14 protein-coding genes are annotated in these 19,248 nt (G+C 51.4%); 5 read left to right on the forward strand and 9 right to left on the reverse strand.

The features are described 5' to 3' along the window. The 3 genes from ACN4EK_RS28500 to ACN4EK_RS28510 all read right to left on the reverse strand — a co-directional run. Positions 1-930, reverse strand: a 930-nt coding sequence (locus tag ACN4EK_RS28500) for a DUF4231 domain-containing protein (RefSeq protein WP_431661818.1), incomplete at its 3' end; no start/stop codon positions are given. Positions 931-1,550: 620 nt separating this feature from the next. Continuing rightward, on the reverse strand, positions 1,551-2,294 hold the full coding sequence (locus ACN4EK_RS28505; protein ID WP_431661819.1) for a hypothetical protein: 744 nt from the start codon (positions 2,292-2,294) through the stop codon (positions 1,551-1,553). 212 nt (positions 2,295-2,506) lie between these two features. Beyond that, on the reverse strand, positions 2,507-5,278 hold the full coding sequence (locus ACN4EK_RS28510; RefSeq protein ID WP_431661820.1) for a calcium-binding protein: 2,772 nt from the start codon (positions 5,276-5,278) through the stop codon (positions 2,507-2,509). A 285-nt stretch (positions 5,279-5,563) separates the two neighbouring features. On the opposite strand from ACN4EK_RS28510, the gene ACN4EK_RS28515 reads away from it, so the two are divergent. Continuing rightward, positions 5,564-5,806 carry a hypothetical protein gene (locus ACN4EK_RS28515; RefSeq protein ID WP_431661821.1) on the forward strand — a complete coding sequence of 81 codons (243 nt, stop codon included), beginning with the start codon at positions 5,564-5,566 and terminating at the stop codon, positions 5,804-5,806. Positions 5,807-5,826: 20 nt separating this feature from the next. Here ACN4EK_RS28515 and ACN4EK_RS28520 read toward each other — a convergent pair whose 3' ends face one another. The 5 genes from ACN4EK_RS28520 to ACN4EK_RS28540 all read right to left on the reverse strand — a co-directional run bounded on the left by ACN4EK_RS28520 (position 5,827) and on the right by ACN4EK_RS28540 (position 11,482). After that, positions 5,827-7,131, reverse strand: a complete 1,305-nt coding sequence (locus ACN4EK_RS28520) for a hypothetical protein (RefSeq protein ID WP_431661822.1) — start codon at positions 7,129-7,131, stop codon at positions 5,827-5,829. Positions 7,132-7,213: 82 nt separating this feature from the next. Continuing rightward, a complete protein-coding gene (locus tag ACN4EK_RS28525; RefSeq protein ID WP_431661823.1) occupies positions 7,214-7,609 on the reverse strand; it encodes a hypothetical protein in 396 nt (131 codons plus the stop codon). Between the two features lie 32 nt (positions 7,610-7,641). Then, positions 7,642-9,783: a hypothetical protein gene (locus ACN4EK_RS28530; RefSeq protein ID WP_431661824.1), complete on the reverse strand. Its 2,142-nt coding sequence runs from the start codon at positions 9,781-9,783 to the stop codon at positions 7,642-7,644. A 208-nt stretch (positions 9,784-9,991) separates the two neighbouring features. Continuing rightward, on the reverse strand, positions 9,992-10,885 hold the full coding sequence (hslO, locus tag ACN4EK_RS28535) for an Hsp33 family molecular chaperone HslO (protein ID WP_431661825.1): 894 nt from the start codon (positions 10,883-10,885) through the stop codon (positions 9,992-9,994). A 36-nt stretch (positions 10,886-10,921) separates the two neighbouring features. Further along, positions 10,922-11,482: a PadR family transcriptional regulator gene (locus tag ACN4EK_RS28540; RefSeq protein ID WP_431661826.1), complete on the reverse strand. Its 561-nt coding sequence runs from the start codon at positions 11,480-11,482 to the stop codon at positions 10,922-10,924. A gap of 448 nt (positions 11,483-11,930) precedes the next feature. On the opposite strand from ACN4EK_RS28540, the gene ACN4EK_RS28545 reads away from it, so the two are divergent. From ACN4EK_RS28545 to ACN4EK_RS28560, 4 genes are all read left to right on the forward strand, one after another. Continuing rightward, the gene (locus ACN4EK_RS28545; protein WP_431661827.1) at positions 11,931-13,358 is read left to right on the forward strand and encodes an efflux RND transporter periplasmic adaptor subunit; all 1,428 of its coding nucleotides are present in this window, start codon (positions 11,931-11,933) and stop codon (positions 13,356-13,358) included. Positions 13,359-13,442: 84 nt separating this feature from the next. Then, entirely contained in the window at positions 13,443-16,577 is a 3,135-nt protein-coding gene (locus tag ACN4EK_RS28550) for an efflux RND transporter permease subunit (RefSeq protein WP_431661828.1), read from the forward strand. Between the two features lie 37 nt (positions 16,578-16,614). Beyond that, the gene (locus ACN4EK_RS28555) at positions 16,615-17,883 is read left to right on the forward strand and encodes an ARC6/PARC6 family protein (RefSeq protein WP_431661829.1); all 1,269 of its coding nucleotides are present in this window, start codon (positions 16,615-16,617) and stop codon (positions 17,881-17,883) included. Then, on the forward strand, positions 17,880-18,296 hold the full coding sequence (locus tag ACN4EK_RS28560; protein WP_431661830.1) for a surface-adhesin E family protein: 417 nt from the start codon (positions 17,880-17,882) through the stop codon (positions 18,294-18,296). The genes ACN4EK_RS28555 and ACN4EK_RS28560 overlap by 4 nt, the downstream gene beginning before the upstream one ends. Positions 18,297-18,450: 154 nt before the next feature. Here the strand turns inward: ACN4EK_RS28560 and ACN4EK_RS28565 are convergent, their stop codons facing one another. After that, positions 18,451-18,951, reverse strand: coding sequence for a hypothetical protein (locus tag ACN4EK_RS28565; protein WP_431661831.1), 501 nt, complete (start codon positions 18,949-18,951; stop codon positions 18,451-18,453). Positions 18,952-19,248 lie beyond the last annotated feature (297 nt).

The raw sequence follows: 19,248 nt of genomic DNA on the forward strand, positions 1-19,248 counted from the left end.
AGATGTGTATAAGAGACAGGGCGGGGGTGGTGAAATGGGCGGCAGGGGCATGGTTGGCACCGGCATCAGTCCACTGGGTTGACCATTGCCCATCAAAGGGGGAATGGGGCTAACCGTCATCATCGTCTGACCAGATTCAGTCGGTGAATAGCCAGGAGGCATCGGGGTGGGACTGGTAGCGATCGCCGCCGCGAACCGATTTGGATCGCCATTCATAGCAGGCTGAGTGAACAACGTTTTATCCTTCGTCACCGCCTGAGCCGCCTCTAGATATTGTTCAATTTCCTGCTCTTGTTTAGCCTGTTGTTTAATTAAGTCCGAAATATAGTTCTGGACATCCTGTTTAATAATGTTCTCCACACGGCTAGCAAATAGTGAATAGCTCTTTAAATGAGTTGTGGGAACGGTTTTGGACTTACTTGTTCGTCCTGTAGGTGAGTCCAGTTTGCGGGTTGAGATCGTATCCCTTGCCTCTTGCCAGTGCCCATTTAAACCAGACTCATGTTGTTGATAAACACCACTGAGTTGTAGATATTGCCAGCCTTCTGCCTTGAGGTCTTCTGCCATTTGGCGATAGTCCCGCCAGCGATCGCCATAGCGACAGAACTCTTCGATCGCCGCACTGATCGCAATCACTTGACTGAGGGCAAAGGGCACGTAGGGAAACCAGGTCCGAAATAACGGATCATCTTTACCCAACTGAAAGTTAATCCCAACCAGAGCCGGGAGAATTACGCTGCCAATAATGGTGGTTAACCGCAGACGATAATGCCAACGCCGACATTCAGCGGCTTTTTTATCTGCCCAAACAACCTGGTCTAACCACCGTTGCTTGAGTGATTGTTTATACAGATCAGGAAGTTGTAACTGCTCAATTAATCCGCCTAACTCCTGACGCAAATAATCATAATAGGTGTTTTTCTTAGCCATCGGTTTAGGACTATGAAGTGAAATGGCGATCGACAGCAACCTCAGTCCAGAAAGAACCAAATCCTTTCCGGAGTGATAGAAATTGCATATAAATAGCTATGTGTATAGAAAAAGCTTGAGTGGAGCCGCTCGGTTATGTTGCCAACACAACAAGTTGGTTTGGTTTATGGCTTGAAACAATAAGCGACTGAGTGTGCAGCCAATGGCGAAACGCTGAGAGACGAGGCGGTGTCTCAACGTTTCGGCATCCGCAACACGGTTGGTTTGCCAATTGCAAAGCCAAAGGGAATGATGATCAAGCATGGTAGATGCGTACCTGGCGAGTGACGATGAATATCCTCCTATTCATAGGCGCGATGATGGGAACCGCCATCAGCACCCTGATTAGCAGGCCATTCGGAGAGTGATTGGGAATGGAATTGACGAGAATATGCCAACAGGGAACTGGAAGGATAAGGAACTCTAAGAACCGACACCTCTGGTCACGGACAAGAAGCTCGGATTCAAGGTCGATCGAGTGACTGACAGCCTCTCCTTAGATTCATGGATTTTTGCAAAAACAAAAAAATCTTATCGTGGTTATTACCGATTGCACAAGGTCAATGGGGTAATCCTTCGGATCAGGTACCGAGGATTGCCTGTAATTTCTGGTACAGGGTAACGGGATTTTGTAACCCATCGATCGCCACAATCAGCCCCGAGTCAATTAATGGCTGAATGTCTGCATCCTGAGTCTGCCCGGTTGCCACGGCAGCCACGCGATCGGCGGTGCGACCTGTACCAGCCAACACCAAAACGGGTCGCCGATCCTTCAGGCTATTGGGAATATCTTGTTTTAAGGTGATCTCACCCCCATTAATCACGATCGTGGCAGAAGCATTCCCCTGAGATAGGATAGTTGCCGCTTGGGCAATCCAGGCAGATTCATCGCCCCATTGCTCGCCAGGAACTAACAGAAAGTGGGTATGGTGAGGTTCTAGATCAGCCGCATCCTGATCAACCCTGTCCGTCGAATTGGGAGTAATTGCCTTATTCTGAACCACGACTCCCAGCAGGCAGAAGGTACATTGCATCTCCTGGTAAACCTGCCCCATCAGCCGCATGATGCCTGCGTCTGTGCCGCCATCAATCACAATCCAATCCGCCGCTTCTGCCAGTGGACAAATGACCGTCTGAAACAGCCCTTTGAGCCGATCGGCATCCTGCGCCGTTAAGCCCCCGGCTCCACCAATCAGAACAAGAGTTGGACGGGTTGCATGAAAGCCGATTTGGGTCAGTGCCGTTGATAAACTAGTGATTGGATCAATGTAAACGGCGATTGCTTTGTGCCCCTGCTGAAAAGCCAGTTCAAGACATGTTTTCATGTAGCGCGGTAGTGCTAAGTTAACGCAGCCATAATCTAACTAGAATACTATTCTTTGGAGCGGAGGCAAAAAAAACTTGGTGAAAATTTTTATCGATCGCGCAGCAGATTGGAGCAGCCCATCCAGCATAAACCAATCGCTCCCTCTGGTTTAGAGAAGGAGCGATCGATGAAATGACCTCTGAAGTTTTGAAGTCATTCAATTTGACTGAACTATGCCACGAATACGATGTCTAATGAGGTGCTAAACCCAGCATTCGTAAAGTTGGCTAACAGAGAGCCATTGAAGAACAACTGGCTGCCATTGTAGGTGAACTGGTTGAATGGATTCGTGTTAGCCGCAATCCCGAAGCCGGAGCGATCGATTTGGATTTTATCTCCTTGCTGCCAACTGAAGTCAAGGGTGTCGCCACCTTCTGCCAGGGAGTTGAAGACAAAGACATCTGCTCCCAAACCACCGGTCAGGGTGTCAGCGCCCAGACCACCAACCAGCGTATCGTCACCAGTACCACCGATCAGGGTATCGTTGCCAGAACCACCACTGAGGTAGTCGTTGCCATCGCCACCACTAAGATAGTCGTTGCCTGTACCGCCATACAGACTGTCATTGCCTGCACCACCATACAGACTATCATTATCGGCTCCGCCACTCAGGTAATCATCGCCATCACCACCGCTGAGGTAATCATTCCCCGAGCCACCATACAGGGTGTCGTTACCATCACCGCCGAATAGATAGTCGTCTCCTAGCCCTCCATCCATGTAATCATTGCTATCGTAGCCATAGAGCCAGTCATTGCCTGCTCCACCATACATGGTATCGGCTCCATTGGCTCCATAGATGGTGTCATTACCATCACCGCCATCCAGATAGTTGCCGACGGTGCTAGCTGTGCCAGTGGTCACACCACCATAAATCACGTCATTGCCAGCGCCACCGTAGATTGTGTCACTGTTGTAGCCACCGACCAGGGTATCGTTACCATTGCCACCGGAAATGTAGTCATCGCCATCGCCACCAACAATGGAATCATTGCCATCGCCACCGTAGATGGTGTCATCCCCTGTGCCGCCATCAATGGAATCGTTACCATCGGCTCCAGAGATCCAGTCATTGCCAGAACCCCCGTAAATGGTGTCGGCTCCATCGGCTCCATAGATGGTGTCATTGCCTGTACCACCATCGAGATAGCTGCCTACGATACTGGAGACTCCGCTAGTCACACCCCCATAGATCAGGTCATTGCCAGCGCCACCGTAAATCGTGTCACTGTTGTAGCCGCCGATTAGGGTATCGTTACCATCGCCACCGGAAATGTAATCGTCGCCATCACCGCCTTCGATCGAGTCATTACCGTCGGCACCGTAGAGTGTGTCATTCCCTGTGCCGCCATCAATGGTATCGTCACCATCGTAACCATAGACCCAATCATTGCCAGAACCTCCGTAAATGGTGTCGGCTCCGTTCGCACCGTAGATAACATCATCCCCTGAACCGCCATCCAGGTAGCTACCCACCACACTATTTGTGCCACTGGTTACGCCGCCATAGATCAGGTCATTTCCAGCGCCACCGTAGATCGTGTCACTGTTGTAGCCGCCGATTAGAGTATCGTTACCATCGCCACCGGAGATGTAGTCGTCGCCATCACCGCCTTCGATCGAGTCGTTGCCATCAGCACCGTAGAGTGTGTCATTCCCTGTGCCGCCATCAATGGTATCGTCACCATCGTAACCATAGACCCAATCATTGCCAGAACCTCCGTAAATGGTGTCGGCTCCGTTCGCACCGTAGATAACATCATCCCCTGAACCGCCATCCAGGTAGCTACCCACCACACTATTTGTGCCACTGGTTACGCCGCCATAGATCAGGTCATTTCCAGCGCCACCGTAGATCGTGTCACTGTTGTAGCCGCCGATTAGAGTATCGTTACCATCGCCACCGGAGATGTAGTCGTCGCCATCACCGCCTTCGATCGAGTCGTTGCCATCAGCACCGTAGAGTGTGTCATTCCCTGTGCCGCCATCAATGGTATCGTCACCATCGTAACCATAGACCCAATCATTGCCAGAACCTCCGTAAATGGTGTCGGCTCCGTTCGCACCGTAGATAACATCATCCCCTGAACCGCCATCCAGGTAGCTACCCACCACACTATTTGTGCCACTGGTTACGCCGCCATAGATCAGGTCATTTCCAGCGCCACCGTAGATCGTGTCACTGTTGTAGCCGCCGATTAGAGTATCGTTACCATCGCCACCGGAGATGTAGTCGTCGCCATCACCGCCTTCGATCGAGTCGTTGCCATCAGCACCGTAGAGTGTGTCATTCCCTGTGCCGCCATCAATGGTATCGTCACCATCGTAACCATAGACCCAATCATTGCCAGAACCCCCGTAAATGGTGTCGGCTCCATCGGCTCCATAGATGATGTCATTTCCGGCTCCACCATCGATATAGTTACCGATCACACTATTACTTCCGGTTGTCACGCCACCATAAATCAAGTCATTTCCGGCTCCACCATAAATGGTGTCACTGTTATAACCACCGACGATCGTATCGTTGCCATCGTCGCCATAGATCAGGTCGTTACCCCAACCGCCATGAATGGAGTCATTGCCATCTCCACCGTAAATGGTGTCATTGCCATCACCACCATCCAGGGTATCATCGCCGTACTCGCCTTCAATCAGATCGTTTCCGGCTTCACCATAGATCAGATCGTTGCCATACCAGCCTCTGAGCGTATCGTTACCAGCACCACCATAGATCGTATCGTTGCCTTGATTACCCCAAATGAAATCGTCACCGTCCCGTCCGTCTGCCCACAACACATCACTACCCAAGTAGTTGAGGGAATCATTGCCGGAAGTGCCATTGTAGGTGTAGGTCATGTCTTTAATTGCTCCAATATTACAGGTAGAGTGGGGGTTAATGCTGAAGCGTTTGATGTGGGGACTGTAAAATCCCGACTGCATTCAACTAAGGATTCATACGATCGCAGCCTGAACTTTATGCAGCCAGTGATCTTTCTTCACATAAACTTTAAACTGACCTTTTTGTTCAGCACTCAGCACTCAAGACCGTCAACTGGGATAGTTTCCGCGCTTATGCCAAAACTTAACCAATAGCTGCATTTCAGCGATTTTTTTCAAGAGACATCTCTCTATTTACGCCACGATCGCAAGAAGCGTTCCGTTCAGGAGTGACTGGGGTATTTTAAGAGCAGTGCCTCAGTGAAATATTATTAGGGAGAAACCTGAATGCAGAGTATTAAGCTAAATACTTATGTCGGTGATGATGGCATGCTGAAACTTCAGATTCCAGTTGGTGTGAGTAATGCTGAGATGGAAGTGGTGGTGATTTATCAACCCATAACCGCAGACCCGATCAAGCCAGTTGCCCGATCGGTCATGCCCGTTGAAGAGGTGGAAAGTGGTTGGGCGGATGAACCTGTAGGACGAGCTAAATCAGGCAGTTCTGAAATCCGCGAAGAGATGTGGTAGGCATTAGAACTATTTGGGAACTATTGCCGCATCCCGTCCTGTTCGATGCCACTGAACTCATCTTGGCTGACTAAGCCGAGCCAGGGATCGTCTTTCGGAGTCAGAAACAGTGAGCTATAGACCTGATCATTCAAGCGATCGACGTTCTGAGTCATAGTCCCGCGAATGAACCACTGATGCAGTTGACTATGTAAGAGGTATTCATTGCGGACTGTATCCAGTGCCATGGCGGCTTCAAACTTTTGAATAACGGGAGTCAGGGAACGGTGATCCGCCGATGCTGGGATTGCCGTTCCTAGTTTTTTAGTCCGAAGTAGGGCGATACTGGCAGAATCCAGGCGGGCTTGCTCCGCGTTTAGTGCCGCTAACTTCTCCCAGGCAGCTTTGTCAGTGATATCTGTTAACGCTCGTTGGGTTTGCGAAACATCCCGTACCAGGCTGGTAACTAATGGACTTTCGATCATGGCTTTGGTCATGGCAATTTGTCCAGCCAGGGCAGCACTGGGCGGTTGTCCAGTAGTCACCGTTTGATCGGTTAGTTGGGGTGGAGTGGTAATCCCCAGTTGTGCCAGTTCGGCTGACCATTGGGTTTGCAGTTGCACGAGGCGATCGCGATGGTAGCGTTGAAGAAATTGATTGCGATCGGCAGGGGCTTGTTGCTGATATTGCTGAACCGCTTGTTCGGCTTGCTCCAGTTGTTGCAGGAAGGCTTGGGGCCCATATAGTCCGGGCAGTGCCTCGATCGGACGACCATCGGGAGCCAGAATGTAGTGAATGCTATTCCCGGTAATGGTGCGCTCCATCACTCGTCCATCCCCAAAATCGACCGTCACTTTGGGCACTGGACGAACGGATTCCCAATGCAGAATGAAGCGATCGCGTAACCGTTGGGAAATTTGCGTATTGGGATATAACGCCACTCGGAAGAAGCGACTATTCGCACAACTCAGATCTTGATCCAATCGTCCGAGTAATCGGAGGGATAAAATCGGTTTACCAGTGGCTTGAGCCGCTGCCTTCGCCGCTTCCAGGTCAGTGTACCAATAAAGCTGGGAGGTATAGCAATCCTTTTGCTGGCACAAACTATCTAAGGCTTCCCGGAGGGCAGTTGCCGGAACTTGACCGGGACGGAGTTCGGTGGCATGACGGTGTAGAAAGGTCTTCAGTCCGGTGGCTCCCTGCGATCTCAGTTCACTCGCTTGTTGCATCAGGGCAGCTTGCTCCGGAGTCGATTCTGCCTGAGCCGCGATCGCCCATCCCCAGCCGAGTACACTGGCACTCACAAGTCCTATGGCTGCGATCGTGTTACGGGTTGTTCCCACCATTTTTCTCTCCCCACTCATCCCACTGTTGTATTGTAGATTCGCGTTGGTGGCAACCATTCCGGAATGATCTTTATCTCTGGTTCTACAGCTTGCCGTCAAACCGTTGATACCAAATAATATTGCCGACTACAGTAGCCGCGAGGGCAGCCCCACCACCGACCCACGCCAGCATGGGATTGTAACCGCCTCGGCTCAGGTTCGTCATCCAGAGGTGGGTGAGGTCGGAGGAGACAACGAGATCCGCCAGCAGGGGAGTGAGATACATCAAAGAAGCGCCAACAATTAGCCAGCCCACCATTGAGATGAGGAGAAAAATGGTTTTGGCTGTCGATTGGCTACCCATGAGCGATCGCGGTAAAGAACTACTGTTGAGATTAACATGAGTCGTAGCCGCTAGATTTGTCGATCGCGAATAGCTACTATGTGGTTTGCCTAGCGATCGACCGTTTGCCATTGAGTTTGCCACAACGAATGGCATCAATGAGCCACTAATCAAACCAGTTTTGGAGTTTATCGATTGGGAACGGGAGGTTGAGCGCTTGTACCCTGTTGCACTTGCTGAAGGGCTTTCCAGTTAGCAATCTGGGTTTGAGCTTCGCTGTAGGCAGTCGAGTAGGACGGAATGTATTGCGCGATCGCGATCGCCATAGCTGGATTGTAAATTGCCTGGTTCTTAGCCGTTTGCAACAATTGTCCACTCCAGTCGTTAATTAAGGCATCCGCATCAGCTCGTAGCGCAGTTGACCCAGACACCTGATTAGCAATCCGAATCGCTTCTGCCAAAGCATCCACCGTTGCCCCCGTTGCCGCTTGGCGGGCTTGCTGGAGATATTGTTGCGCCTGGATTTGGTTAGCTTCAGCTTGCAGGGTTTTGCGCCAGTTAGCGATATCGGCTTGGGCTTCATTGTAGAGCGCTCGTCCGGAACGAACTTGCTCCGCCGCCGCGATCGCTGCCGCTAAGTTACCAGCCATCGCATAGGCGCGGGCTTGCTCCAGGAACGGTTGATCCTGAATCCGTTCTACCTGGTCATTCCACTGGCGAATTTTATCCTGAGCTTCGCGATAAAGTGCCCGCCCCCTAACAATCTGGCTGGCTTGGGCGATCGCCATTTGCAGTGCATTAATATTCCCCTGGGCAGCATATTGTTCTGCCAGATCCAGAATCGGACGATCTTGAATCGTTTCAGACTGAGTGCGCCATTTCTGGATATCCTGCTGAGCTTCGTTCCAGCGTGGGTTAGACTCCTGTACCTCAGATGCTTTGACGATCGCCGCCTCCAGGTTCGTCACATCCCCCTGATCTGCCAACAACCGGGCATTCTCTAACCGAGCCAGAGCTTCAATTTCCAGTTGCCATCGGGTGATTAACTGCTGGGCACGTTGGTAATACGGACGACCCGCCACAATTCGCTGGGCATGCCCGATCGCTTCCTCCAATCCGGCAACGGTGCCCTGCCACACATGGGAATGGGCATTTGCCAGAATGGTAAAGTCCTTCGCTTCTTCTTCCAGCTTGGCTTCTTCAGGTAGTTTGCCGACAATATCTAACGCCCCCTGGAGATCTTTTTGCTCCAGAGTTGCCTGGGCTAAATTCATCATCTTCCGCCCAAAGCGCCCGATCGCCTGTTGTGCCTCCTGAAATACATAGCTTTCCGCCCGAATCTGCCGAGCTAGTTTGATCGCTTTCAGCAGATTATCGAGTCCGCCATTATCGGCTAACCGTTCCGCTTCATAGAGCCGTTCGCCATCTTTACGCGCGGTATTGATCCGATTGGTCAAATCATCATAGCGAGTGGTTTGCCAGTATTGGCAGTCCAACGACAGTAACCGAATTGCCTGTAAAAATGCTTGCCGCCATTCCCGTTTCCGCATGGCAGCTTCTGCCCGCCGATAAATTTCTTCTCCTTGCGCCCAAATCGACTGCCAGAGTTTAATCCGGTCTTCTACCAACTTGTAAGCCGTGACCTTACTCGGAATTTGTCGGGCAGCCGCGATCGCATCTGCCAGTTTCCCCTGGTTAAACAATTCTCCTGCCAGGTCTAACACATCCTGTGACCAGAGTTCAATCAAGCGATCGGCTTCCTGGCGCATCGGGTGATCGGCAGGCAAGCCATCTACCAATTGAATCGCTTCTAGCAGATCCTTGGCTGTGCGTTTACTGGAAGCAATCCGGGCACACTCAAACCGCATCGAGGCTGAAGCCAACGGCCAGAACACGGCGGGACAGTTGGGGAGTCCGGGTAATTGCAAAAGATAGGCAACAGCAAGCGTACTACTCCCGATGGTTAACAGTCCGGCAGCAACCAGCGCCATTTTCCAGGTGAGTAACCACTGCCACCACGATCGTTGAGCGAAGGGAGTCTTTGGTGCGTCCGGAGAGATGACTGTAGGAGCAGGGGATGCCGTACCTGGTGCGGGTTGCTGCGAGCGCTGAGCCGTCGATCGCTGTTTGAACTTCGCATAGGTAGCCGCTAGCCGGGGGTTGCCTCCGACCTGGGCACCGTTTGCCCCATTTTGGAGCGGCACGGAATGGTTCACGGATTGCCCAGGGACGGTTCGGGCAGGAATTTTTCCCGGCGATCGACGCGGCTCCCGGATTTCGGAGGATTGTCCGGAAGGCTGACGGTCTGGAATTCGGCGATCGTTACTCATACGCTAGGGACAACGGCAACCCCGTGTCAGTTCCTCAACCACACTTGATCTCTTGCTTCAGTCCAGCATTGTAGTTGGGATCCGCCGAATTTTGTCTTAACAAAAGTCAACGATCGCAAGAAATCTAGTTGCCATCCTACTCTCCTAGCCCAAAAAAGCCAAATTTAAACCAGGATGCGTTCTGCCTCATGCTCTCGATTGCCTGCCTCTACTTGGCTCGGACTTCGGCCAGGAGTTCTGCCAGGTCGGCTTCGCTGGCGCGATAAACCGTACTGCAAAAATCACAGGTGGCTTCCGCCCCTTTATCCTGCTCAATCATGTCTTCCAGTTCGGCGGGGCTGAATAGTTTCAACGCCCCAAGCGCCCGTTCCCGTGAGCAACCACAGTGGAACCGGACTAACTGCACCTCCGGCAAAATTTCTAAGCCCAGATCGCCCAACACCTGCCCCAACATTTCCGGTAAGGTTTTTCCGGCTCGGAGCAAATTAGTAAAACTGGTCAGCGTAGCTAGCCGCGATTCCAGCAGTTCCACTAACGCCTCATCCCGCGCTGCCTTCGGTAACACCTGAATCAGTAGCCCTCCAGCCGCCGTCACCCCTGTCGCATCGACAAATACACCTAAAATCAAGGCGGAGGGTGTTTGTTCCGAGGTGACTAAATAGTGAGTCAGGTCATCTCCAATTTCCCCAGACACTAATTCGACTGTACTGGAATAGGGATAGCCGTAGCCCACATCCCGGATCACATAGAGATATCCTTCGTGACCCACCGCACCGCCGACATCTAACTTGCCATTGGCATTCGGGGGTAACTCGACATCCGGATTTTCGACATAGCCGCGCACTGTGCCATCTAAGCGGGCATCGACTAAAATGCCGCCCAGGGGGCCATTGCCCTTAATCCGAATGTTGACCCGCGATTCTGCCCGTTTCATACTGGAGGCGAACAGCAGTCCGGCGGACATGGTTCGTCCCAGGGCGGCGGTTGCCACATAGGAAAGCTGGTGGCGTTGTCTGGCTTCCTCGGTTAGACGAGTTGTAATCACACCAACCGCCCGGATGCCACCGTCTGCCGCCGTTGCCCGAATGAGCTGGTCTGCCATGAGAAACCCTTACATTTTGTTACATTGATTTCTATTTTAAGCCGTGGAGCCTGGGATTGGGGCAGTTTGTTCGGCAGCGAGTTGTGTGGTCAACCAGGCAATTTCGCTGCGTAAAACCTCCAAACAACGTTGCCATGCGGCAGCCTTGTAGCGATCGCCGGTCGGTTGTTCTTGCTCTTGGTTTTCTAGGCGCAGTTGGCAGGTCATTAATCGATGATTGAGCAACTTAACCCGTTCGGAGGGTTTCAAGTGGCTAAAAAAGAAGTATTTGATCATAAAGCGCGATCGTGAATTGACCCAACTTTCGTGAGGATGCTCTAGCATCTGCTGTTGCCAAAGTTGATGCCCCGCTTCGGTAATGCTGTAGATCTTGCGGCTACATCCGGCTTCCCCCGCCTCCTCCGCCGACACCACGATCGCTCCGCGTTCCTCTAGCCGTTTTAACAAAGGATAGATTGTGCCGTAGTTGACACTAATACAACTGCTCATGAATAGCTCTAACTGCTGTTTCAAGCGATAGCCGTGGAGCGGTTCTTGTTGGAGTAGACCTAAGGTTGCCAGTTCAAGCATGGGTGGGGCAAGTGAATTTCTTTTCAATGGATTATATCAAACCGATATATCAGATCATTGCATCGATTCTATGCTTCCCGTATGATGGCGATGTAAAGCTTTATTGACCCATCATCACCCTTAGCCTCCCCCCTCAAGGCGTTTACTGTGTATACACATCCCTTGGATTTCCTCAGGATTCTGCATTTTGCCCCCCTAGCCCCCCAATGCTGGGGGGAACCAACCGTACAAAGTCCCCCAGTATTGGGGGATTTAGGGGGCGCAAAGCGCTCAAACGAAGTCCGATTTGACTTGTGTATATACGGTGGTTCTCCAGGCGACAAATCGAGTGGTCAAGCCCTTGTTGCAACTGTTGATTCTATTGCTCTCAATATTTATTGTTTTTCGCTTACAGCTACCCCAATCCAAGCTCAAGCGGTCTTGCCAGAGTTGTTGATTTAGGGGTGGGAAAGCGGATTTAAGTCAGGAGTCACTCATGTCCGAAGTATCTAACCATCTGGTTGACGATTCAGAGCCATCTAATTCTGTGGCTGTGCAAGAGCAGCGTTTGTCTCCAGTGACTTCTTCCGAATCAGATGCAGAGTTGCCCCGATCGCCCAGGCGTTCTGCCTCACAACGTTGGCTCGCGATCGGGGGTCTAATCTTGCTGACGTTGGGTGTCGGGTTTGGCTGGCGGTGGTGGCAAGCCAATTCTGCTTCCCAGGCTCCGGCAGGCGGAGGATTTGGGCAACAGGCACTCCCGGTTAACTTACAAACTACCAAGCTGGCGGCTGTTCAGGAAACCTCGACCTTTGTAGGTTCCTTAGAATCGCAACGATCGGTGGCACTGAAGCCGGAAATCACCGGTCGAATTAGCGATATTTTGGTGCAGGCGGGCGATCGGGTTAGCCCTGGTACACCCGTTGTCCAACTCAGACCCGATAAGCGGCAGGCAGAAGTGGCAGGCGAACTGGCGCAGGTCAACTCGGCACGCGCTAGCCGCAATAATGCCCAGGCGGAAGTCCAGGCGTTGGAAGCGGAACGCGCCGCCAATGTGGCAGACGTAGATCTGCAAAATGAGGAGTATCGCCGGATCTCAGTCTTAGTTAGAGAGGGGGCGTTGTCACGGCAACAGTTAGATCAGGTTGAGCGCGATCGCAACCGGGCAGTTGCTTTGTTGAATGCGATCAATAAACGGATTCAGGCGGCACGGGCGAACTTGGCGCAAGCCGATGCCCAACTGCAAACCGCGCAAGCTAATGCCAATTTAGCCTCTGAGCAGTTACAGGACACGACGATCGTGGCTCCGTTTACCGGCGTAGTAGGCGATATTCCCGTCCGACTGGGACAACTGGTGACAACGGACGATACGCTAACCACAATTACGCAAAATCAATCGCTGGATCTGCGACTTCAAATTCCGATCGCTCGGGCATCGGAGCTACGACCGGGGTTGCGAGTGCAGTTGACCAATCAAGCCGGGCAGGTGTTGAGTAATGGTCAAATTAGTTTCATTGCTCCTCAGGTAGATACTCGGGCACAAAGTGTGCTGGCAAAGGCAACCTTTGATAACACTCAAGGACGGCTACGCGATGGGCAATTTGTCAGCGCTAGAGTCATTTGGCAAGAGCAACCGGGGATCTTAATTCCGGCGGCGGCAATCTCTCGCTTAGGCGGAGAAACCTTTGTGTTTGTGGCGCAATCGCCCGATGATACCTGCCAGTCGAATGCTAATGGTGCGCCTGCGGCTCCAGATCCGTCTGCTAAAGCACCTGAGTTGGTGGCACGTCAGCGTCCCGTAAAACTGGGAGACAGTTTGCAAGGCAATGCCTATCCGGTGCTGCAAGGGTTGAAATCCGGCGAACAGGTGGTGGTGTCTGGCATTCTCAACCTATCGGACTGTGCCCCGATCGCACCGCAATAAGTTCATCTCCACACTGCCCCATCTTCCTCATCCCCTTATCTGCTGTCGCCCTACGTTCCCTGACCTCTATCTACCATCTAGTGTATGTTCGTCGATTTCTTCATCAGACGACCGGTTTTCTCAATTGTTTGCGCTCTGATTATTTTGTTGGTTGGAGCGATCGCAATTCCGTCTTTACCCGTCGATCAGTTTCCGGATATCAGCCCAATTCAAGTCAGTGTCACTTCTAACTATCCCGGTGCCAGTGCGGAAGTGGTAGAAAGTGCCGTCACTACCATTCTGGAGCGACAGATCAATGGGGTGGAAGGATTGCGCTATCTCAGTTCCAGCAGCAGTAACGATGGCACCAGTACGATTACAGCCACCTTTGAAGCCGATCGTAACAAGGACATTGCGGCCGTTGATGTCCAAAACCGGATCTCGTCAGTCACCTCTCAGTTGCCGGAAACGGTGCAGCAGACGGGTGTACAGGTAACTAAACAATCGAACAACATTCTGTTGGGGATTGGTTTGTACGGCGACAAGGATCAGTATAGTGATGTGTTTTTGAGCAACTATGCCGATCTCTATCTCGCGGATGCCTTGAAACGGGTAGAGGGGGTGAGTGATGTCCGCATCTTTGGGGAACGGCGTTACTCGATGCGGCTCTGGCTCAATCCAGAACAATTAGCCAGTCGCAATTTGGTGGTTCAGGATGTGGTGACTGCCCTGCGAGAACAGAATATTCAAGTCGGAGCAGGACGGATTGGGCAATCTCCGACTCCAAAGGAACAACTGTATCAAATTGATTTACGGGCACTGGGACGACTCCAGGAACCGACTGAATTTGAAAACATCACGATTCGGGAGGAGAACGGCACCCTGATCAAGCTGCGGGATGTGGGACGAGCCGAGTTGGGTGCCGAAAACTACAATACGTTTCTGCGCTATAAAGGGAAGCCTGCGGTCGGGTTAGGGATTTTTCCAACTCCCGGCAGTAACGCGATCGACGTGGCGACTGGAGTCCGCCAGGAGATTGCCAAGCTATCCCAGTCCTTTCCACCGGGATTAACCTATGAAATTGCCTTTGACACGACCCTATACATTAAAGAGTCACTGTCAGAAGTGCAAAAAACCCTGCTAACAGCCGTGGGTCTGGTGGTAGTTGTGATTTTTATCTTTTTGCAAGATTGGCGCACCACCCTGATTCCGGTGATTACCATTCCCTTGTCTCTGGTAGGGACATTTGCCTTTGTTAAAGCCTTCAATTTTTCGATTAACAGTCTGACCCTGTTTGGCTTAACGCTGGCAACGGGGATGGTCGTGGATGACGCGATTATTGTGGTGGAAAACATTAGCCGCTACATTCAAGACAAAGGGATGCGACCCATGCAGGCGGCTTCCGAGGCAATGCGGGAGTTAGCCAGTGCCGTCATTGCTACGTCATTAGTGTTAATGGCAGTGTTTATCCCGGTAGCGTTCTTTCCCGGAACCACAGGGGCACTGTATCAGCAGTTTGCCTTGACAATCGCCTTTTCGATCGCGATTTCGACTTTTCTAGCATTGACCTTAACGCCGTCCTTATGTGCGCTATTGCTACGGCAGGGACAACATGCGCCCGCCTGGATCGCCTGGTTTTTCAACCTGTTTAATCGCGGACTAGACTGGGTACGGCTTGCCTATCAGCGATCGTTACGAGTATTAGTCCGGTTTAAAGCCGTTGTGATTGGGCTATTTATTCTGTCCTTAGGAGCAACGGTATGGCTATATTTGCAAGTGCCACAAGCCTTTCTACCGGATGAAGATCAAGGCTATTTCATCACGATCGTGCAAGCTCCTGAAGGAGTGTCATTAAACTATACCGATCGGGTGATGCAAAAAGTGGAAGATATCCTCCTGAATGAGCAGGAATTTCCGGAAGTCTCCGGGACATTTGCCGTCGGGGGCTTTGGTTTTAGTGGCAGTACCGCCAATACTGGTGTGATTTTTACCCCCCTGAAACCCTGGGCAGAACGTTCCAGTCCCGAGCAGTCGGCGCAGGCATTAGTGGGGCGGGTATTTGGCAAAGTTAGCAGTATTACTGAAGCCCGAGTCTTAGCCGTAAATCCGCCATCGATTCAGGGGGTCGGGAGTTTCGGCGGTTTCCAATTTCAGTTACAGGATCGGCGGGGTAGTGCGGAAATTCAGACCTTATTGCAATCGGCAATGCAGTTAATTGGGCAGGCTAATGCACCGGGTACAGGCTTACAGCAGGTGTTTACTCAGTTTGCTGCCAGTACACCGCAGTTTGAGATTGATGTGAATCGGGATTTAGCCAACTCGTTAGGCATTTCAGTCGATACAATTTTTACGACGTTACAAACGGCGCTGGGTTCCCAGTATGTCAATGACTTTAATTTAGGGCAACGCAGCTATCGCGTTTATGTCCAGGCGGATCAGCAGTTTCGCGGGAATCCCAACGACATTGGCAGCCTGTATGTGCGATCGGCACAGGGAGACATGGTGCCGTTAAGCAATTTAGTCAGCATTACCCCGAAAACGGGTGCCCAAACCATTAACCATTTCAATCTATTCCGAGCGATCGAAATTTCGGGGAATCCGGCTCCGGGAGTCAGTTCGGGTAATGCGATTCAGGCGATGCAGCAATTAGCCAATCAAATTCTGCCACCGGGGTTTGGCTATGAATGGGCAGGTACGGCGCTAGAAGAAGTGCAATCGGGCGGTTCGGCTCCCCTGATTTTCGGCTTGGGGATCGTATTTGTCTTCTTAGTGCTGGCGGCTCAGTATGAGAATTTTATCGATCCCTTGATCATCATGCTGGCAGTGCCATTAGCGGTCTTTGGCGCTTTGTTAGCCCAATCCCTGCGCGGACTGGCAAATGATATCTATTGTCAGATTGGCTTAGTCATGTTAATTGGCTTAGCCAGTAAAAACTCGATTTTGATTGTGGAATTTGCCAATCAGTTACGGGCAGAAGGACTATCCACTACCAAAGCCGCGATCGAAGCGGCACAGGAACGGTTACGACCGATTCTGATGACGGCATTTTCCACCCTATTAGGGATTTATCCGCTGACGGTAGCGACGGGAGCCGGAGCCGGAAGCCGAATTTCTCTGGGAACGGCTGTATTCGGCGGCATGTTGATCGCGACCTTTTTAAGTTTGTTTATTGTGCCGATGTTGTATATCGTGATTACAGGGGTGCGCGATCGCTTATTTCGTAAATCCAGAGTAGAATAGTGCCTCCATAGCACTGTAGATGTGAGCAAGGCGACTTATGAAGTTATGGCGCTTTGGACTATTACTTAGTCTCGGGTTAAGTTTGGGGTTGAGGCAACTGCCTGCCCAGGCTCAAGTAGCAGATTCGCAGGTGAATGCCTTAGTCGAGGCGTTACGGTTGGCAGCGCCGCAAACTGGGAGTGGGGATGATGGGTATTACAGCCAGTGGCAGGTGAAGCCCGATAATGTCACCCGCTGGTCAAAATCCTGTCTAGGAAAAACTGTGACTCCAGCCCAGTTTGAAACCGATCAAGCCACTGCCCGTCAGGTGATTACCTGCGTCATGCGGGACGTGCTGCGGGATGAATATCGAGCCAGTGGCAATAATGAAGCCCTGGCAGTGCGGCGATCGGCGGCATGGTGGATGACGGGTGATCCGACTAAGTATGACAGTAAGGAAACGATCGCCTACACTCAGGTCGTTTTAAACCTGTATCAGAAGCGAAAAGCAGCGGGTGGGAATACGGCGGCGACTCCTTCGACGGCCCAACCAGCCACAACCTCATCTCCGGCGGCGGGGGAACAGCCCTCTACCTCGAAGCAGGGAACGCCTTACGATCGCTATATGAAAGCGGGCTATGCAGCGACCGAGAAAAAGCAGCATCAAACTGCCCTGCTATATTTCAAACGGGCATTGGATGAACGTCCAAGCGATACCTATGCCACTCAGGCCATTCGCAATGTAGAGGCGTATTTGCGGGGAGAAAAGCCACCAACTTCTAGCCAGTCTCCACCTCAATCTACCCTGACCCCGGTCGCCACAACGACTACCCAGGCATCGGTGGCACCGACGATCGCGACGGCAACCATTCCAGCACCGATTACCCAACAACAGGCACTCACCCTGATTAACCAGTGGTTGCAAGCCAAAGCTCAAATTTTTGCCCCCCCGTTTGATCAGCAACAAGCGACTAATCTAACCACTGGGGAACTGTATGATGCCTTAGTGAAACCCGATGGGGTATTAACCTGGTTAAAAACCAATCAGGCCTACTATCGCTACGGCGTACAAACCGTAGACTCGATCGAGCGGTTTGCGGCAAATCAGAGTCGTGCCACGATCGAAGTTAAGATCACTGAAGACCGAACGCTGTACCTGAAGGGAGCGATCGCGCCCCAACAAACCGACTTCTCGGCTCAACAAGTGCGGTATAGCCTGGAACTGGTGAATGGCAGTTGGAAAATTGCTGACTACAAAACAGTCGATGGCGCGTTATTAGAGCGATCGGTACTGGCAGTCAATCCAGCCGCAGGAGGAAATCCATGAACCGATTAATGATGGCACTGGGTACGGCGCTCGTGGTGCTACAGACCCCGGCAGTATTGGCAGCAGAATGGGTCAATGTGGCAAAAAATTCGGTCGGTGATTCGTTCTCGATCGATAAAAGTGCAATTCAGCGAAATGGCGATATTGTGCGGTACTGGGAATTTCGTGAGTTTCCCCAGCCGAATAATGCCTTTCTAGAGGAAACCGTTGAACAGCCTGTGCATGGGGTAGTGATTGGGTGGTCAGCCGACTGTACCAGTATGGTGCAACGCTTACGCCAGGTGACAGCCTACGATAAGAACCGCCAGCTAATTCAGCGATTCACCTATGGAGATGCAGGTAGTCTGGCTCAACCCAAGACTGGTAGTAGTGCTCATACCGCGCTTAAGTATGTCTGCGAGTTCAAGCCCTAATGGCGACCATTTCCCTCAGCTGAAGCGACGTTGAATAACCATTGACTCGATCCGATTGCGGCTGATATCAGTAGGGGCGAATTTTGTCGTTAAGTTAAGTTAACTGTGCGATCGTAACCTAATCTACGCAACCCGCCCCGAGGGCTGTCTGCTGTTACTGGGCTGTTTCAACTTGCGCTTTAATCGTCTGCCAAACGGACAATACACCTTCGATCCAGCCTTGAGCAAACACGACACGACTCTGCGGATCGACTTCTAGCAAGTATGCAAAATCGGGGTCATGTAACCGGGCCGTTTCAGGATATTCTTTCAGGTCTAAGAAACTCCACAGGTATTCCAACACATCTTCATCCAGAGAATTGGTTAAGGACGCAACCCGTTCAAAATGCCGAAACTCTTTGTAGGTCAGTTTAGCGCTGGAGCGAATCCCGAGTTCAAAGCCTTCCTGACGCACCTTGTTGAGCAGAACTTTCTTTTCGGTTTGTAGGCGCTCAACGAAATTGTCTTGTTGGGCAACTTGGAGTTTCAGTTCTTCTTGGGTAATAACCATTTCTAATGCCTCCTGGCAAATTGCAGAAATATTGAAGTGATGTTTTACGGGTTGAAGCCGTTCAAATAGTGCATCCGGAACAGCGATGGTGACTCTTTGACTCACAACTCCCTCCCGAAATCTGTCTACTCTTATACAATACCCGACCTCATTGCATAAAAGCTGACAGTGACATAATTTGTTGCATAACATACAGTTCTTTTCTGAAGGTTATGTAATGAAACAACTGAATAAAGTGTGTCGATCGTCAAAAATTCCTTTTTTGCAAAGGTTTTGGCTGTTTCCGTAAATTTTGATTCTTTAAGCCGTTATGTAATCGGTTCAGCGATCGATTCATCAATGGCAACGAAAAGCCGATCGCGATGGCAGGCTGCCGGAAGTCAACACCTCAGCCGTTGCGAA

The sequence above is a fragment of the Pantanalinema rosaneae CENA516 genome (genome assembly GCF_050753385.1).
Taxonomy (GTDB): domain Bacteria; phylum Cyanobacteriota; class Cyanobacteriia; order Leptolyngbyales; family Leptolyngbyaceae; genus Pantanalinema; species Pantanalinema rosaneae.

What these genes read in the sequence shown, in the direction of transcription:
- ACN4EK_RS28555 (WP_431661829.1), top strand. Translation starts at nt 16,615, where the DNA reads ATGAAGTTATGGCGCTTTGGACTATTACTTAGTCTCGGGTTAAGTTTG.
- ACN4EK_RS28510 (WP_431661820.1), bottom strand. Translation starts at nt 5,278, where the DNA reads ATGCAGTCGGGATTTTACAGTCCCCACATCAAACGCTTCAGCATTAAC.
- ACN4EK_RS28545 (WP_431661827.1), top strand. Translation starts at nt 11,931, where the DNA reads ATGTCCGAAGTATCTAACCATCTGGTTGACGATTCAGAGCCATCTAAT.
- hslO (WP_431661825.1), bottom strand. Translation starts at nt 10,885, where the DNA reads ATGGCAGACCAGCTCATTCGGGCAACGGCGGCAGACGGTGGCATCCGG.
- ACN4EK_RS28520 (WP_431661822.1), bottom strand. Translation starts at nt 7,131, where the DNA reads ATGGTGGGAACAACCCGTAACACGATCGCAGCCATAGGACTTGTGAGT.
- ACN4EK_RS28515 (WP_431661821.1), top strand. Translation starts at nt 5,564, where the DNA reads ATGCAGAGTATTAAGCTAAATACTTATGTCGGTGATGATGGCATGCTG.
- ACN4EK_RS28525 (WP_431661823.1), bottom strand. Translation starts at nt 7,609, where the DNA reads ATGCCATTCGTTGTGGCAAACTCAATGGCAAACGGTCGATCGCTAGGC.
- ACN4EK_RS28530 (WP_431661824.1), bottom strand. Translation starts at nt 9,783, where the DNA reads ATGAGTAACGATCGCCGAATTCCAGACCGTCAGCCTTCCGGACAATCC.
- ACN4EK_RS28560 (WP_431661830.1), top strand. Translation starts at nt 17,880, where the DNA reads ATGAACCGATTAATGATGGCACTGGGTACGGCGCTCGTGGTGCTACAG.
- ACN4EK_RS28505 (WP_431661819.1), bottom strand. Translation starts at nt 2,294, where the DNA reads ATGAAAACATGTCTTGAACTGGCTTTTCAGCAGGGGCACAAAGCAATC.
- ACN4EK_RS28550 (WP_431661828.1), top strand. Translation starts at nt 13,443, where the DNA reads ATGTTCGTCGATTTCTTCATCAGACGACCGGTTTTCTCAATTGTTTGC.